Origin of the sequence: Haladaptatus cibarius D43, assembly GCF_000710615.1 — an archaeon.
GTDB lineage: Archaea > Halobacteriota > Halobacteria > Halobacteriales > Haladaptataceae > Haladaptatus > Haladaptatus cibarius.
In genome coordinates this window covers 114413-129546 of record NZ_JDTH01000006.1, presented here as the reverse complement: position 1 = coordinate 129546, position 15134 = coordinate 114413, and the positions used below count along the sequence as shown (strand labels likewise).

13 protein-coding genes are annotated in these 15134 nt (G+C 56.7%); 4 read left to right on the top strand and 9 right to left on the bottom strand.

All coding sequences use genetic code 11. The features are described from left to right. Window positions 1-429: 429 nt before the first annotated feature. Window positions 430-1755 carry a glycerate kinase type-2 family protein gene (locus tag HL45_RS16490; protein WP_049972288.1) on the bottom strand — a complete coding sequence of 442 codons (1326 nt, stop codon included), beginning with the start codon at window positions 1753-1755 and terminating at the stop codon, window positions 430-432. A 324-nt stretch (window positions 1756-2079) separates the two neighbouring features. On the opposite strand from HL45_RS16490, the gene rdfA reads away from it, so the two are divergent. Further along, a complete protein-coding gene (gene rdfA, locus HL45_RS16485) occupies window positions 2080-2700 on the top strand; it encodes a rod-determining factor RdfA (RefSeq protein ID WP_049972287.1) in 621 nt (206 codons plus the stop codon). Between the two features lie 478 nt (window positions 2701-3178). Further along, window positions 3179-4606 (top strand): amidohydrolase, encoded by a 1428-nt coding sequence (locus tag HL45_RS16480; RefSeq protein ID WP_049972286.1) that lies wholly within the window; start codon window positions 3179-3181, stop codon window positions 4604-4606. A gap of 97 nt (window positions 4607-4703) precedes the next feature. Here the strand turns inward: HL45_RS16480 and HL45_RS16475 are convergent, their stop codons facing one another. The 6 genes from HL45_RS16475 to HL45_RS21675 all read right to left on the bottom strand — a co-directional run bounded on the left by HL45_RS16475 (window position 4704) and on the right by HL45_RS21675 (window position 9551). Then, window positions 4704-5132, bottom strand: coding sequence for a DoxX family protein (locus HL45_RS16475; RefSeq protein ID WP_049972285.1), 429 nt, complete (start codon window positions 5130-5132; stop codon window positions 4704-4706). A gap of 209 nt (window positions 5133-5341) precedes the next feature. Continuing rightward, the gene (locus HL45_RS16470; protein ID WP_049972284.1) at window positions 5342-6763 is read right to left on the bottom strand and encodes a DUF6498-containing protein; all 1422 of its coding nucleotides are present in this window, start codon (window positions 6761-6763) and stop codon (window positions 5342-5344) included. 170 nt (window positions 6764-6933) lie between these two features. Continuing rightward, entirely contained in the window at window positions 6934-7815 is an 882-nt protein-coding gene (locus HL45_RS16465; RefSeq protein ID WP_049972283.1) for a universal stress protein, read from the bottom strand. 132 nt (window positions 7816-7947) lie between these two features. Continuing rightward, a complete protein-coding gene (locus HL45_RS21685; RefSeq protein WP_233274827.1) occupies window positions 7948-8424 on the bottom strand; it encodes a hypothetical protein in 477 nt (158 codons plus the stop codon). After that, window positions 8421-8906 (bottom strand): hypothetical protein, encoded by a 486-nt coding sequence (locus HL45_RS21680; protein ID WP_233274826.1) that lies wholly within the window; start codon window positions 8904-8906, stop codon window positions 8421-8423. The genes HL45_RS21685 and HL45_RS21680 overlap by 4 nt, the downstream gene beginning before the upstream one ends. 84 nt (window positions 8907-8990) lie before the next feature. After that, window positions 8991-9551, bottom strand: coding sequence for a hypothetical protein (locus HL45_RS21675; RefSeq protein WP_233274825.1), 561 nt, complete (start codon window positions 9549-9551; stop codon window positions 8991-8993). Window positions 9552-9699: 148 nt separating this feature from the next. Here HL45_RS21675 and HL45_RS16455 point away from each other — a divergent pair, with 148 nt between their 5' ends. Both HL45_RS16455 and HL45_RS16450 read left to right on the top strand, forming a co-directional pair. After that, window positions 9700-9888 carry an HVO_2922 family protein gene (locus HL45_RS16455; protein ID WP_049972282.1) on the top strand — a complete coding sequence of 63 codons (189 nt, stop codon included), beginning with the start codon at window positions 9700-9702 and terminating at the stop codon, window positions 9886-9888. A 320-nt stretch (window positions 9889-10208) separates the two neighbouring features. Beyond that, complete coding sequence (locus HL45_RS16450) at window positions 10209-11558, top strand: sodium:calcium antiporter (RefSeq protein ID WP_049972281.1); 1350 nt, start codon at window positions 10209-10211, stop codon at window positions 11556-11558. A 78-nt stretch (window positions 11559-11636) separates the two neighbouring features. On the opposite strand, the gene HL45_RS16445 is transcribed toward HL45_RS16450, so the two are convergent. Then, a complete protein-coding gene (locus HL45_RS16445) occupies window positions 11637-14198 on the bottom strand; it encodes a heavy metal translocating P-type ATPase (protein WP_049972280.1) in 2562 nt (853 codons plus the stop codon). A gap of 58 nt (window positions 14199-14256) precedes the next feature. After that, window positions 14257-15003 carry a helix-turn-helix domain-containing protein gene (locus tag HL45_RS16440; protein WP_049972279.1) on the bottom strand — a complete coding sequence of 249 codons (747 nt, stop codon included), beginning with the start codon at window positions 15001-15003 and terminating at the stop codon, window positions 14257-14259. Window positions 15004-15134: the final 131 nt, after the last annotated feature.

Sequence of the window (15134 nt, the reverse complement as noted above, 5' to 3'; positions counted from 1 at the left end):
ACTGTTGTCCGGCTCAGTCACCTCCACCTAATTCGATGTCCGAAATATCCGGACACCCGTCGGATTGTGCACGGAAAGACCAGCTTCGACCAGAAAGCCCGCTTTTCTTCGAAATTACGTTTCGTGCTTCGCCGACAGCACCGACTCGGGACAATCCACTTCCCATTACGGTTCTAAGCGGAAGTCATCGACATTTCGACGGAAGCGTACAAAACAAGCGAATGAGCGTATGAAACTCACAGACAGATATCTTTAAATTATATAATGCTATATCAAATCGGGGTGTTGGTAGATGAGACTACAGACAGCTAACCGACGCCGTGCTACGTCAAAGAGGAGCAGGCGAACGGAAGTAGCGGAAGCGTGGCATGGAGTTTTTGGGACGTAACAGCCAGAATTTCTCAATAGAAGGTGAGGAGTACTCCATCATCACTGCTCTGAGACGATGAATACGCGAAGGTCGTTGACGTTCGTCGCCGTCGGGCCGGTAATGATCTGGCCGCCGTGACGGCTCAAAAATCCCCCAGCGTCGTTGTCCCGAAGTGCCGTCCGCGCTTCTATTATCGGCCCCACCGCTTCCGGCGAGACGATACCTCCCGCAGCTTCGGAAGCGCCGTCGATGCCGTCAGTATCGACGCTGGCAACGGTAATGCCGGGTTCCGTAAGTTGCAGGGCTGCACTCAGAACGAACTCTTGATTTGGACCGCCGGTGCCGTCACCGTGGAGGGTAACAGTCGTTTCACCTCCCGAAAGGATTACTGCGGGTGGCTCTACCGGATTCCCGGTGTCAGCGGTTTCTTCCGCGATGCCGACCAGCGTCTTGGCGACTTCCTGCGCTTCCCCTCGAATCCGCGAGCTTAGTATCAACGGTTCGTATCCCGCCTCGCGTGCGACTTCGGCAGCTTTCTTGAGTGCAGTATTCCCGTCGGCGAGAACGTGTTGTCTAACGGACTCGAACGGCGATTCACCCGGAGACGGGGTTTCGGGATATGCGCCGTCTATGCCGCGCTGGAGACGAATCCTGACTGCGTCGGGCACGTCGACATCGTACCGGTTGATGACGTCGAGCGCGTCCGCAAACGTCGATTCGTCGGCCGTCAATGGGCCGCTGGCGATGACGTCGAGGTGATTTCCGACAACGTCGCTGAACACGAAACCGACGACCGTCGCTGGCGTCGCGGCACCGGCGAGTTGGCCGCCTTTGATATCCGAACAGTGTTTGCGCACAGCGTTTATCTCGCCAATATCAGCACCACACTCCAGTAACCTCTCAGTCGTGGTTTGAAGATCGGAGAGGTCGATACCTTCGGCTGGCGCAGGCATGAGCGCGCTGCCACCACCAGTGACGACGACTATCACGAGATCGCTTGCCCCCGCAGACTCGGTGATTTCCAAGAGCGTTCGTGTGCTCTCAACGCCGCGTTCGCTTGGAACAGGATGGTCACCGGGAAGTACATCGATTCGTTCTGTTTCTACCGGATTGTCGGTGACAACGACACCGCTGTCAAGCCTGTCTCGCAGTACGGCTTCTAGTTCCCTCGCCACCGTAGCGGCTGCGTTTCCCCCGCCAACGAGAATTATGTCGTCGTACTCCGCAAGGTCGTACCGGACGTCGTCGATGACCATCTCTGTCCCATCGAGCGAGAGACGCTCGTCGATGACGGTCGCTGGCTCCGAAGCGTGGATTCCGCCGATGATACAATCGAGTGCTAGTTTTTGCTCTGGATTGTCAACAGCGTCATAGTTCTCGATCATGACCGTCAGTCTGTCATACTCGCACAAAGAAGTCCCGACTGTCGAATCGTACTTTTGGCGGAGTCTCGATACAGCTGTAGTATAAGAAATTTATCATTAACACAAAACCCAAGAAAGACGGCTGCGTTCGCCGCTGTCATCCAGAGGTTGAACCCCGGGCGAAGCTCTCGGCTGACTGATTCGGTATCGAGGGTTCTGAGAGAATCGGTTCGATTTTGTTTAGGAAGAATCATTACTTTTAAATAAATTACAGTTCTATAGTCGTAATGGAGACTGCGCAACTGGTTAGCCGATTTGAATCAAATAGCAGAAATCTGACTAAATATGGATCAAAATAATTCTCAAAAAAAGACAAGTAAGATTGAGCGGATAATTCGAAAATATGAATTAGATGGTATGGGAGAAAGGCTTGAAACGTACTGGACTGACGAGGGTGACGAGCAACGCAGCCTTCGAAACCTCGCTGATTTTTTCAATCAAGAAGTGTTGCGCGTCGAATTAGACCAACAGAATGCGTCACTGTTGGAAGGTGAAATCGAAAATACCTACCGATTGCTAACTGATGAGACGGTGAGTAGTGGGGTTCGGACGGAGACTGAAAATTCGCTCGCTCGTGACGGAATCGACGTGGAACAACTCGAGAAAGATTTCGTGTCTCACCAAGCAATCTACACCTATCTCACCAAATATCGAGAAGTATCCCACGAATCAAAAGCGGATGACGCTCAGACGCAGGTCGAAAAGGGTGCGGACACCATTCGGCGTCTTCAGAACCGGGCGATTGCGGTTGCTGAAACGACACTCACTAACCTTCGGAATACGGATCGAATCGAACTGGCGGACTTTGACGTAATCAGCGACATCCGAGTCGTCTGTAACGAATGCGGTCAATCATACTCGATAGACGATCTCTTCGATAGCGGAGGTTGTGAATGTATGAGATAGTCCCTATCAGAGAAAAATTTCCGATATTCGTCAAATATGTATACCTGAAAGTTCAATTAAGCTCGTACTTGATGGGTAGTGAACGAGTCTTGTATAGGTCATTGCCAATAGCTTCCTCTCTCCGAGGCTCTATTCGACCCAAACCGTGGCGTATTCTATAGGGATATACTATTTACATACCTAGTAGTATATTTGTCAGATCTTTGTATTATTCTAACACAGGAAAGTTTTCAGTAGTTCTACATAGTGCAATTCATGTAGGATACGAATGATAAAGTTCACGGCTCGTAAGATATCCGATAAATGTGCAGTAAGTAGACGGCCAAGTTACAGTAGGTAGATTAGGTGCAGATGAGATAGCTAAACTAGCTATTGTACTGGTAGAGGTCAGCTATGGAAGACGAGAGTCGCTTTCGACCGTGGCAACACCGACTGCCGGTGAACAAACGCTTTTGCTCCCGTCCACAGATGGTAACATATGTCGCAGCAAGAGCACGAGTCGCTAAAACAGGGACTGTTCGAAACCATCGAGGCCGAGCGTGACCGGTTGAAGACGGTCGCACGTACCATCTGGGAGAACCCAGAGGTCGCGTTGCGGGAATCTGCATCAAGCGAGCGGCTCCAGTCCATTCTGCGAGAGGAGGGATTCGAGGTAACAACCGGTATTGGTGGCATCGAGACTGCCTTTGTCGCTCGATACGGGGAGGAAAACCCCGTTGTGGGGACGATGGGCGAATTTGACGCCCTCCCGGGGATGAGCCAGCAGGCGAAAGCCGAGCGCGAACCAGTCGAAGTCGGCGCTCCCGGCCACGGTTGCGGACACAACCTTTTCGGCGTCGGCAGTCTCGGCGCAGCCATCGCAGTCAAACGCGGTATCGAACAGAACGAGCTGTCTGGGTCGGTCGTCTTCTTCGGTACGCCGGCCGAAGAGGCCGGTGGCGGCAAGGTGTATATGGTTCGTGACGGTGCCTTCGACGACGTGGACGCGGTCGTCTCCTGGCATCCCGGCTGGTACAATGCACCCGGAAAAGGGTCGTGTCTCGCAGTCGATGCGTTCGACTTCACGTTCCACGGAGAAACGTCTCACGCCGCGGCCTCGCCCGAATCCGGTCGGTCAGCGCTCGATGCGGTGCAACTTTTGAACACTGGTGTCGAGTACATGCGTGAACACGTGTCCGACGCCGCGCGCATCCACTACGTCATCCAGAACGGCGGCTCGGCGGCGAACGTCGTCCCCGGTGACGCGAGCGTGGAGTATCTCGTGCGCGCTCCCGAGCGCGAGGAGGTCGAGCGAATCTCCGAGTGGGTTCGTGACATCGCCGACGCCGCCGCCCAGATGACCCGGACAGACCTCAACGCGACGAAGACCTCCGGAATGTACGGCGTCTTGCCGAATCATACCATCGCCGACGCAATCCGCGAGAACATGGAACACGCCGATTTTCCGCTTGACGGCGAACAAGACGAGTTCGCAGCCGAACTTCGCGAGACGCTCGGTGATGTAGAAGACTCCCTTCAGCAGATTCCCGAACCGAAACGCGAGGTTGCCCGCGAGGAAGCGATATTCGCAGAATCTATCGATGCGCTTGATGAAGGGCGAACCGGGTCCTACTCTACAGATTCGGGCGACGTTTCGTGGAACGTCCCGCTCGGTCGATTCAGGGCCGCAACGTGGCCCGTCGGGACTCCCGCTCACTCGTGGCAAGCTGTGGCAGCCGGAGAGAGTCTGGGAACCGCGGGAATGGAATTCGCCTCGAAAACGATTGCGGCGACGCTCGCGGATTTACTCGAAGACCCAGAACTCCGGAAGCAGGCCCGGATGGAGTTCGAGGAGCGATTAGCCGGGCACGAATATGAGAGTCCACTTCCTGACGGGGCAGACCCCTACGAACTCGTGAAGCGCTGAGTATCGCTGAATATCGCGACGTATCCCTACTTGACACGCATCCCCGCTGCACAAAACCGCTCTTTCGCTACTTGTACGGCATTGGTGCCGTCACTTGTTACTCCCCATTTCCAGACCCCACGCGCGTGTACCACCACGCCCAAAGGATGAGCACACCTTGGAACGGGAGACGCACCCATAGCGCAACCCGAGCGATGCCGTTGGCCCAGTCAGGCACACCATCCGGTAGTATCTCGTTTCTCGCCATGTAGACGTTCGACGGGAAGACAGCGACTAGGAGTGCGATGAGTCCCCACGCGGACTGACGGCGCGTTCGCTGGAACAGCACGCCGATTCCGAGGACGACCTCGGCAAGACCGGAAAAGTAGACGAGAAAAACTGGTCGAGGAAACTGTGGCGGAATGATGCGGGCGTAAACCTTCGGTACAACGAAATGGAGCACCCCAGTGACGACGTAGACGAAGCTCATCACGTAGAGGAGTGGGCGCATGAGCCGATCGAAGGTGCTGTCAATCTTGTCGCTCATACGAGGAGTAGAGAGCGATAGCTGAAAACAGTAACCCATTCTCGGCGAGATACGTCACTGGTTCATTGCAACTGGCAGAGGAAAACAGGGAGGGGCCAGAACGCATTCATACCAAAGCCGTCTGCGTAAGCAGAGATAGATAGTCCAGCTACAATAAGTAGATAGGTGAAAGAATTCAGATCCGTTAAAATCTATTGTAACAACTATAGTTAATATGAGTGTGCGAGTTTCCAGAAGCCCATCGGGATGGCGGTAAAGAATGGAAACAGAAATGCCACGAAGAGCCAACTACCGGGAGAACCGAACGACGTGACGACCAAGGCGACAGCGCCAACCAGGATGAAGATACCCGAAGCGACCGCGACACCAGCGAACCATCGGTTGAGCGGTGAGAGGTCGGTCGAACGAATCGGAATGTCGAACGTCTCGACGAATAGCTCCGGGTCGCTGACCGGCCCGAGCGTGCGTTCGGTTTCGTCGTTTCCCCATCCCGTCGTCACGGTAATGGTTCGTGTCCTGAAGTACCGGTCGGAGGGCCGATTTTTCACGACTTCAGCGTCGCGAAGGACATCCACTGGCGTTACCCACTGTAACTCGTCGGTCAGCCGGTCGTAGGCGACGAGTTGGTCGCCGGTACGGCGGTACGTCATCCAACCACTCGTGAGCACATCCTCCACAATGTCACCAGCGAGCATGATTCCAAACAGAAGAACTGCGACGAGGCCAACCCCGAGCCAGAGAGTTAGCGAGACTTCTCCCTCGCTGAGAAAGGCGACTGATGCGACCCAGACGATTCCGGTCATGGTGACGTAGAACGGCCCCGTCGTGGTAATCGTCCGCCAGACTGCGGCCACCACGACCGAACGTCGGTCGGCGTCAATCTCGGTCGAGAACTGCCCTTCGGGTACAGCCACCGACTCGACCATCGAATCACTGTTTGGCCCGGAGAGCCAGCGAGTGAGCCGCCCACCACCACCGCATTCGGCACGGAAGCCCGACCACTCGAAGAGCACCTTCATGAACACGAATCCAACGAGAACAAACGTCGCTCCCGCCGCGAGGACGAAAAACAATAGGAACGCGAGAAAGAACCCTTGCCGAGCGGGAATTTCGACGACAGCGTATGGTGAGAGATCCGCATACTGGCCGCGTCTGATGTAGCTGTAAGCTGTTTCGGCGAGTTGAGCGACAAGTAGCGCGACGACGCTGACGAGCACCTCCGGACGGCTGAAGACCTCGATCATCGAGATAACGTCCGACAGTGGTGCGATAACGAAGACGCCGACCCATGCGCCACCACTGACGACTGCGGTGGCGAACGGAACGGTACGCGGGTAAATCGGTGGAATGCGGTCGTGAATGGTCACACTCCCGCGTTTGTCAACGAGGTCGCTCTCCGAGACGCTGACGACGCCGTTTCCACGGTCGGAAACCGGTGGCCTACCCGCGAATAGCGCTTTCACCCCCGCAAGGGGAAACAAAAACAGCAACTCAAGCGCGTAGACGGCAGCAAGCGTCTCGGGATTCCACCCGAGCCACAACACCCCTGCGAGCGGAAGCAGATTTGCGAGGAGAACCGGGAGAAATTCGATTACAGTTGACGGGGAATTGCCGTACCGGGTGGCCGACATTGGCTACCCAATCGCATCATCAAATCATATAGCTGACGAAACGATATTCTCGGCATCCCGGTTTCAGAATCCCTGTCTAATTGAAGCGCCGTGATTTTTCCAATCACAATTGTCCTAACTTTTCTTTAGCCTGTATGCCGTCTATTCGTCCGAATCAGCGGACTCTCGTATCAGGATTTGGTTGCGTCGCCCTCTCCGACAGTGACAACCGGAACGGGGGCAGACCTGACCGTCTTTTCGGCAACACTGCCAAACAGTATTCGATCCGTTCCACGCCGACCCGTAGTTCCCATGACGACAGCGTCGATGTCGTTCGATTCAATATAGCTGAGTATCTCCTCGAACGGCGACCCGTGCGCAATGTGGGAAACAGTGGTTGTGACTCCATGTGTCTTCGCCTTGGAGAGAAGATCGTCAACGGCGTTGTTCGCGACCTGTTCGCCGCTCATTTCGGAAGTCGTATCGCGAACGTCGAATCCGAGCGAAGTCTCGTCCACTACTGAAAGCGCGTGAACGGTTGCATCGAGAACCGCCGCGAACGAGAGGCCGTGTTGAGCAGCGTGAGTCGCACCGCGACTCCCGTCTGTCGGAATGAGAACGTCTTCATACGGGAAGTCGAGTCGTTCATCAGGCTGTATCCGTGCCGTTAGTACCGGCACTGAAGAAAGACGGACGACTTTTTCGGTCACACTCCCGATGAGGTAGCGAGAAACACCCGTGCGGCCGTGTGTTGGCATGATAATCAGGTCGTGACCGTATCGTTCGGCATAGTTGGCAATCGTTGGTGCGGGATTGCCTTGGATGACATCGGTTTTATGATCGATTCCGATGTCTTTGAGGGCCGCCACTGCCTCTTCGACGATGTCTTCTCCTTGGTCTTCCAATGCATCAATTACCTGCCCTTCGATTGTGACAACGCTGTCACGAGTGGTGTCCGCCACGAAGAGGACGTGGATAGTCGCATCGGCCCATCGTGCAATAGCACTGCCGTGATGGAGCACGTCTATAGCACCGTCGCTTCCGTCGAATGGGAGAAGGATGTCCTCGTACATGTTCCTTCGAGAACTACGGGATGAAAGCGTTAATGCGTTTGTATCCGTCTAGCGTGGAACACATTCTACGTCTTTTTCGTTCCACCGAGGATTCTTACAACGGCAGGCTCGCCAGCCGATTCGTTCGGAGTATCAATCGAGAGCACTCACCCGGTATATCATCACGTTCCGATTTTCGAACGCGAGTGAATAGTTCGGCGACTTTACTAATGAGCGACGCATCCGTGATGGCTGGACGTGGTCGTCCCGCCGTATCGTGTAGTGGCCTTTCGGAACGGACACGTAATCCGGCCGTAGATGTGCGTTCTGAAGCGACTGCGTAAGACAATCAGCGGTCGTGCAAGCCGACGTCGAGTCGTACAGCTTCTTTTGTCGCTCGAACTGGGTATTGCCTTTCCACTCGACACCCCACGGACTCGCGAGGCTTGTCCGCTGAGTCACGAACGGAAACAGTTCCGCGGCGTCGCCGAGTACTACGAACCGTGACGACGGGGCAGTATGGCGCTTCACCCATCCCATGGCGTGTTCGTCGTGTTGGTTCATATACGGTTCGGGAAGGAGCGTTTCCACTCGACTTTCGGCTTTGGCGTCAGTATCGCCCGTCGTCAAGACACCGAAGCCGAGGGTCGAACCGACGACCAGTACGAGCAGGAAAAGAGGATATATCGTCCCCGGTTATCGATTCGTACCTGCTCCCTGACGACCGGAAGACAGACCTCGCAAACGAACACTGCCGCCGCCATCGCTCCTGCGACGTACAACAGTCGATTTTGAGTGAAGAGGTATCCCGTCAGAGCCATCCAAACGGAGATGAACAATCGCCGCCGTCGAACCAAAAACGAGACGCCAGCGACCGAGAGGAGATAGAACGGCCATTGGGTGCTGGACAGCAACGGCCCGACGAACGAATCGAAGAGGCGGGCGAATCCACCGCCGAGTCCGTCGTGTGTTCCCGCTGCTGCGGTGAATATCGATAATCCATGCGTCGAAGCGACGTGCCACCACCACGGGGACGCCAGTGCGGCACCACCTATCGCAACCGACGCACCGAGTCCCAACCCCGTCCACGACCGGTCAAAGAAGCCGACCATGAGGAGGTAGCTCAGACCGAAGAGCGTCGTGTAGACGGGATGAGTGAGTATGGTGAGCGAAAATAGCGCGATGGACGGAATGAGCTATCGCCGATTCTTTCGTTTGAACGTTCGTATGCCAGTGTACAGGCCAGTGAGAACGAGTAGAAACGCCGCCGCGCGAACGATGCCGCCTGCTGCGAGATGCCACTTGAGAACGACCGGCGTTACGGCGAGCAGTACCGTGGCGGTACCTGCTTGCGATGGCGATTCGAGAATCTCTTTCCCAAGGTAGTAGTACGGAATCAGATACACGACGGTGATGAATCTCGGTACATATCGCGTGAGTGAAACCGGGTCGATACCGAACGTGTCGCGGAGAACGGCAATCACGTAAAACAGCAACGGTGGATATGCGAACGGGACTCCCTCTGCGGTGTAATGTGGAATCGTTTCGGGTAGTCGGTAGCCGTGTGCGCTAATCTGCTCCGCGATTGCGAGGTACAATCCCGCTCCGTGCGCTGGAAACGGGCACAGCGCGAGATACGCCAAATACACGCCAACACCAACGGTTACGGCAATCGAAAGCCAGAACCCGTCGTTCTCCAACCTGTCGCCCTTCCCGTCAATGCTGAAGAACACACCCAGACGGGCCTTGAGAGACATTCGTGTGGTTGATTGCAACGACTGGTATTGTGTCTACTGATGTCCCAATCGTACCGATACTGGCCCCCGACCGAACCAGTGTCTGATTCTCCGGAAAAAGGTCGAAAAAATGAGTACCGTTACTACTACTCAACTACTACGCTGAGATATGCCGAAAGAGCCGATATTCGAACTGTACCAAGACGCCGCCGACGAATGGCGGTGGCGACTTGTCGCTTCGAACGGAAACATCATCGCGGACAGCGGGGAAGGATATGCATCTAAACAGGGTGCACAACGTGGGATACGGAGCGTAAAAGCCAGCGCACCGGACGCACAAGTCGTCGTCTCGAACTGAACGAACGTAGTGGATTTAGAGTGAAAACTTCGAGGCCCCCATGGCAGATACCGTCCCGACGGTCGCGTTGTACCGTCAAATGTCCAGACCGTGCCTTTGAGACGCTGACACCGCCACATTCGAACCGCCCCCGATTAATAGGGAATATCGTCCATTCGTGTCCTCTCCTACCCGTTCTGAGGGTTCTACCGGTTATCTTGTGATTTTTGACTGTCTATCGCATGGTTCGATATACATGAAAACAGGTCTATTCGAAGACAGAAACGAGCGCATCGAGAGTTCATTGAACGTTCTATCAATCTCTTCGACCGAGGTGAGCCATGTATAAACGCTTCCAACACCCGCTCGTCGCGGTCTGTGGTGCATTACTCCTGACGCTTCCGTTCATCGCGTTGTTCGTCACGCACGGTTTTCACCTCGACCCGAAAACAAATATCATCCCGCTAACCGCCGTTTTCGTCGGCGGACTCGCAATCCTCGGCGCCGCCTTTCTGCTTGCGTGGGGAGCAGAAACAGCAGAAAAGGACGTTCCGACCGCGTTCGCCATCGCCGTCCTCGCTGTGCTCGCCGTCGCGCCCGAGTACGCGGTTGACGCACTGTACGCGTGGAACGCTGGGGCGTTTGAGGGAACCAGTCGTGGGATGGAATCGGCCAACCTCGCAATCGCAAACATGACCGGTGCAAACCGCATCCTTATCGGGCTTGGATGGTCCGGTATCGCACTCTTTACGATTTACCGAGCGAGGCGGGCGACCGATTTGGCCGTCATCCACCGCGATGGATTCCTCGCTGACGCAGTCAGTATCGACCGCGAAATATCTCTCGAAATCGCATTCTTGCTCGCCGCCACTGCCTACGCGTTTTTCATCCCGCTGGGTGGCGGCATCGGAATCGTGGACACCCTCGTCCTCGTGGGACTGTACGCCCTCTACATTGGCATCGTCGTTCGTGGCGATGTCGAAGAAACCGACGCGCACGTCGGCGTTCCAGCGTACTTCCAAAAGTACGCGAAAGCACCACGAATCGCAGTCGTACTGTTCTTGTTTGTCTTTTCGGGAGCGGTCATCTTCGAGGCGGTTCATCCGTTTGCACTAGGTCTTGAGGAACTCGGAACCGATTTCGGTATCCCGTCCTTTTTCATGATTCAGTGGCTCGCGCCGCTGGCGAGTGAGAGTCCCGAACTCATCGTCGTCGCGTACCTCGTCAATAAGGCGCGCTCGACCGCCGGGTTCAACGCACTCATCTCCTCGAAGCTCAACCAATGGACGCTCCTCATTGGGACGCTCGCCATCGTGTATTCGATTGCTGCGGGACACATCGGGACGCTCTCGTTCGACCAGAAGCAAGCCGCCGAGATATGGATAACCGCTGCACAGAGCTTCTTCGCCATCGCCATCCTAGCGAACTTCGAAATTAGTGCCCGCGAGGCAATCGCCCTGCTCGTCCTGTTCGTCTCGCAGGTCGGCGCCGAGTTCTACGTGATTCAGACATACGCGGGAGCGACTGCCGCAGATCTCAGTCTTCTCATCCTGTACGTCTTTACCGGAGTCTACATCGTCCTCGGTCTTGGGTTGTTCATCTCCCGCTCCGGAAGTCTTCGTGACCTCCTCAAGCACACGAACGCGAGTGTCCGAGGCGCATTCCGAGGACAGTCCGAACAAGCGGACTGACGCCGCGGAGGAAGACAGCAGATAGCTGTCCCGTGTCCGCGCTTCCGTCCCACGGGAGAACGGTTGCCGAAAGTATCGCTACTCGAAATCGTCGGATTCGATGCTCGACAATCGGAGTGCGTTCGTTGTTACACCGAGGCTCGTCCCCATATCGCCGACGACAACGGCGACTGCGACGTTCACCAATCCGAGGGGCACCCCGATGGCCAACAACGCCTTCACACCGATGCTGATCCAGATGTTCTCCCGAATGACACCGTTTGCCTTCTTCGACAGCGTGTAGAGATACGGGAGTTTCGACAGTTCATCTCCCATCAGTGCGACGTCTGCCGACTCAACTGCCGTATCAGTCCCCGCCGCACCCATCGCAACGCCGACGGTCGCAGTCGCAAGCGCTGGTGCGTCGTTGACCCCGTCGCCGACCATCATCACCCCATCGAACTCCTCACCGAGTGTTGCCACCGTCTCGGCTTTATCGGCAGGTAACAATTCGGCACGCACCGCATCGACGCCCGCCATCTCACCGACTGCTCGTGCCGTCACTTCGTTGTCGCCGGTCAGCATCACGACGCGCTCGGCACCGAGTTCGTGGAGTCGGGCAACCGCTTGCTTCGCCTCCGGGCGTACTTCATCCGCCACCGCGACGATGCCCGCAATCCGTTGCTCGGTTCCGACGAGGATGACGGTCTTCCCGTCGGCCTGCAAGTCTTCGATTTCCCTACTACCAACGGCGGGAGCATCGTGACTGTCGGAATCTTCGACCGCGACGCCACCGTCAGACATGACACGGACGGTGTCGAGGGAGAAACCCAGTTCCTCGAACAACGCTGGCTTCCCGACGAAGTACGTCTCGTCGTCTAGTTCGGCTCGAATACCTTTCCCAGTCAGGCTCTCGAACGCGGAGATATCGTCGGTTTCGACACCCGCCTCGTCAGCGGCCTCCACGATTGCCTCCGCGATGGGGTGTTCGCTTCGCGCTTCCAGACTCGCCGCCGCGGACAGCACCGACTCTTGCGACTCGCCACTGGCCGGAACGACATCGGTCACGGTGAGTTGACCATGCGTGAGCGTCCCCGTCTTGTCGAACGCGACGGCCTGTACCGTCCCGACCGATTCGAGATGTCTCCCACCCTTGATGAGTACGCCGTTCTTCGCGGCGCTCGTGATTCCGGAAACGACACTGACCGGCGTGCTGATGACCAGCGCACACGGACACGCGAGTACGAGGAGTGCCAACCCATGCTTGAACCACGTCGCCCAGTCGCCGACGAACACGAGCGACTGACCGACGATGTCGAACGAGACGCGACCGCTGATGAGAAGCGGTGGCACGGTGGCGGTGAGAACGGCCAGCGTGACAACCACTGGAGTGTACTGGCTGGCGAATCGGTCGACGAACTGCTCGTGGTCGGTCTTGTCCCGCTGTGCGTCCTCAACCAGTTCGATGATACGCGCAAGCGTGCTATCCTCGGCCTCTGCCGTAATCGCCACTTCGAGATACCCTTCCTCGTTGATCGTCCCGGCATACACCTCGTCGCCGTCCGCCTTGTCCACGGGGACGCTCTCGCCCGTGATTGGAGCCTGATTGACCGCGCTCTCGCCCTCGGCGACCGTACCATCGGCGGGGATACGGTCGCCGGGGCGCACGACGACGCGGTCGCCCACGCGCAGTTCCCCCACCGGGACGGTCGTCTCCTCGCCGTCCCTGCGGACAGTCGCAGTCGTCGGCGAGAGATCCATTAGCTCACGGAGCGAGGAGCGGGCGCGATCCATCGCGTACTCCTCCATCAACTCGGCGATGCTGAACAGCACGGCGAGCATCCCGGCTTCGAGGTAGAGAGCCTCGCCGAAGGCGACGCTCGCAATAATTGCACCGAGGATGCCGAGGCTCATCAGAAGGTCGATGTCTAGCGAGCGCGTTCGCACGGAGTAGTATCCGTTTCGGAGGATTTCCTGGCCGCTCACAACCGCACCGACGAAGTAGAACAGTTCGGCAGTGCCGAATTCGCGCCCAAGGAATGCGACGAGCGTCACGTCGAGTCCCGACAGTAAAAACTCTAGTCCAAGTCCGAGAAGCAGTAACCCACCGCCGAGCCACGTTTTGAGCGCACGGGAACTCAGCCACACGTCTCGTGCCCGGTTCTCCTCCGCGAGGTCTTCCTCTGTTGTATCTGGCTCGGTCTCTCCGACGGTGTATCCCGCACTCTCGATGGCCGCGACGAGGTCGGGGCGAGAAGTTCGTCCGGAGTCGTAGGTGACGATGACGGTTCCGGTCGTCGGAAGCGTCTCGCGTTCCTGAATCCCCGCGACGGAATCGAGGGCGTTCTCTATCTTACCAGCACAGGACGCACAGTCCATCGTCGGCACGTCGAATCGTTCAGTTTGGAGGTCGTCGCGTGCCTCGACGTCGTAGCCAGCCGCCTGCACACGTTCGACGAGAGAATTCACTGCGACGGTTTCAGGGAGATATTCGATGTGAACGGTGCCGGTCATGACCTGCGGTTCGACGGTGACGACGCCGTCACGTTCCGAGACGCTATTGACGATTTTCTCCGCACAAGAGGGGCAATCCATCCCCGGCACGGTGAGCTTCACGGTTCGGGATTCGATACTATCCGAACCAGCTGTGTCCGTAGTCATTGTGCGGACGGACGAACCCGGATGACAAATCCCTTGAGTTGGTGTGCACCAACTCCACTCAGGTATCGGGGGACGATAGGTGGGCAGACGAGGAGTGGTCGGTAACGTAGGCTTCGGCTAGTTGCGCTTCGGCACGGCGGAGTCGGTAGGAGAGCGTCGAACCGGGGATACCGAGTTTCTCAGCGAGTTCGTAGGTTTCGATTTCCCGGGGCGTCTGGTAGTAGCCGTGTTCGACGGCGGCCCGCATGGCCGCATCCTGTTCGGGTGTCAACGAGGATTCACCGTCATCCGGAGTGGCGTCATCCGCATCGCCGACCCGGACGAAGGTGACACCCGTGGTGTCGTCGATTTCGTTTTCGATTGCAGTCCGGAAGGCGTGATAGGTAGTATCGTCGGGGGCGATGATTCGCCACTCGTACCGGTGTCCAACCCACGTCGTCTGGAAGATAAGTCCGTTCCCGAAGTGGTCGAGTGCGAGGTGGGGGATGGAAGTGCAGGAGGGCGTGCGTGACCAATAGGAGTAGAGGACGAGTGCGTCCTCGGTACGGTCGAGAGTTTGGGTTTCCCAGTCGGCTTCGCAGTCACGGCGGGCCAGACAGTCGGTATAATATTCGGCGCTGGCGACGGTTTCCGCGAGGTCGTCGAGTGCACTTCGACCACCGGTGACGTAATCGACGCGCCACAGATTGTTAGGAGAGACGTGGCAGGAGAGGGAACGAATCTTCGTCTCCGGATTGGCAGTGAGGATGTCCGCAACGGCGTTGGTTTCCGGCGCATATTCGAGAGTGAAGACGAGTTCACGCATACTGTCATTTAGAAGGGAAAGCAGTATGAACCCGTTGATGACCACTTTTCCTTTCTTCGTCCACTGGTGGTACGCCCCTACCTGCACAGGGTGGACGATTCATATCAATCGCTGATTCGACCAACCAGTGA

Bases quoted from the DNA above. Each gene is read 5' to 3' on its own strand.
- HL45_RS16490 (WP_049972288.1), bottom strand. From the start codon at position 1,755: ATGATCGAGAACTATGACGCTGTTGACAATCCAGAGCAAAAACTAGCA.
- rdfA (WP_049972287.1), top strand. From the start codon at position 2,080: ATGGATCAAAATAATTCTCAAAAAAAGACAAGTAAGATTGAGCGGATA.
- HL45_RS16480 (WP_049972286.1), top strand. From the start codon at position 3,179: ATGTCGCAGCAAGAGCACGAGTCGCTAAAACAGGGACTGTTCGAAACC.
- HL45_RS16475 (WP_049972285.1), bottom strand. From the start codon at position 5,132: ATGAGCGACAAGATTGACAGCACCTTCGATCGGCTCATGCGCCCACTC.
- HL45_RS16470 (WP_049972284.1), bottom strand. From the start codon at position 6,763: ATGTCGGCCACCCGGTACGGCAATTCCCCGTCAACTGTAATCGAATTT.
- HL45_RS16465 (WP_049972283.1), bottom strand. From the start codon at position 7,815: ATGTACGAGGACATCCTTCTCCCATTCGACGGAAGCGACGGTGCTATA.
- HL45_RS21680 (WP_233274826.1), bottom strand. From the start codon at position 8,906: ATGGTCGGCTTCTTTGACCGGTCGTGGACGGGGTTGGGACTCGGTGCG.
- HL45_RS21675 (WP_233274825.1), bottom strand. From the start codon at position 9,551: ATGTCTCTCAAGGCCCGTCTGGGTGTGTTCTTCAGCATTGACGGGAAG.
- HL45_RS16455 (WP_049972282.1), top strand. From the start codon at position 9,700: ATGCCGAAAGAGCCGATATTCGAACTGTACCAAGACGCCGCCGACGAA.
- HL45_RS16450 (WP_049972281.1), top strand. From the start codon at position 10,209: ATGTATAAACGCTTCCAACACCCGCTCGTCGCGGTCTGTGGTGCATTA.
- HL45_RS16445 (WP_049972280.1), bottom strand. From the start codon at position 14,198: ATGACTACGGACACAGCTGGTTCGGATAGTATCGAATCCCGAACCGTG.
- HL45_RS16440 (WP_049972279.1), bottom strand. From the start codon at position 15,003: ATGCGTGAACTCGTCTTCACTCTCGAATATGCGCCGGAAACCAACGCC.